The 882-nt window shown below is 67.7% G+C and carries 1 protein-coding gene; it reads right to left on the reverse strand.

Translation table 11 applies throughout. From position 1 onward, the window contains the following. Positions 1-9 precede the first annotated feature (9 nt). A protein-coding gene (locus ACFO0B_RS31510) for an IS5 family transposase (protein WP_378617401.1) occupies positions 10-812 on the reverse strand; the annotation gives its coding sequence in 2 pieces (ribosomal slippage) (positions 10-476 and positions 476-812; 804 coding nt in all). Between the last annotated feature and the right edge of the window lie 70 nt (positions 813-882).

The raw sequence follows: 882 nt of genomic DNA on the forward strand, positions 1-882 counted from the left end.
TCTAACTGGTCAGTTCAGAATGAGTCGGCGTAGGCAGATCATCGAGCAGGCGAGGCTGAGCAGGGCTTGATGGACGTCGGCGCGGCGTTCGGTGCGGACCCGTAGGCGGCGGTAGTTCTTGATCCAGGCGAAGGTGCGTTCGACCGGCCAGCGGTGGGTGCCGAGGCCGGATCCGTGGCCGGTGCCGCGGCGGGCGATGTGCGGGGTGATGCCGCGGGCGCGGACCAGGCGGCGGTACTTGTCGTGGTCGTAGCCGCGGTCGGCGTAGATCCGCCGCGGCCGGCGAAGTGGACGCCCGGGCATGCCACGGATGCGAGGAATGGCGTCGATCAGAGGGAGAAGCTGGGTGACGTCGTGACGGTTTCCGCCGGTCAAGACGACTGCGAGAGGAGTGCCGGTGGCGTCGGTGATCAGGTGGTGCTTGGAGCCGGGTCGTGCACGGTCGACCGGGCTCGGCCCGGTGTGATCCCCCCTTTGAGCGCGCGCAGGTGGGTCGAGTCGACCAGCGCGGCCGACAAGTCCAGCCGACCTGCCACGCGGAGTTCGGCGAGGAGTTGTTCGTGCAGGCGCTGCCAGACTCCGGCCTGGTGCCACTCGGTGAGCCGCCGCCAGCAGGTGGCTCCGGACGCGCCGAACAAGGCGGTGGGCAACCGGTTCCATCCGATGCCGGTCCTGGTGACGAACAGGATGCCTTCGAGGGCGGCGCGGTCATCGGCCCGCCGACGACCCGGGTAGCGGAAACGTCTGGGCTGCTGCGGGATCAGAGGCTCCAATCTCGTCCACAGTTCATCGGTCAGGATCTCCTCACGCACCCCGACATCATCGATGCCGTTGCCGGGCAGGAGAAGACGACACGCCAGCTCATTCTGAACTGATCAGTAA

Source organism: Nocardia jiangsuensis, assembly GCF_042650385.1.
GTDB classification, from domain to species: Bacteria; Actinomycetota; Actinomycetes; order Mycobacteriales; family Mycobacteriaceae; genus Nocardia; species Nocardia jiangsuensis.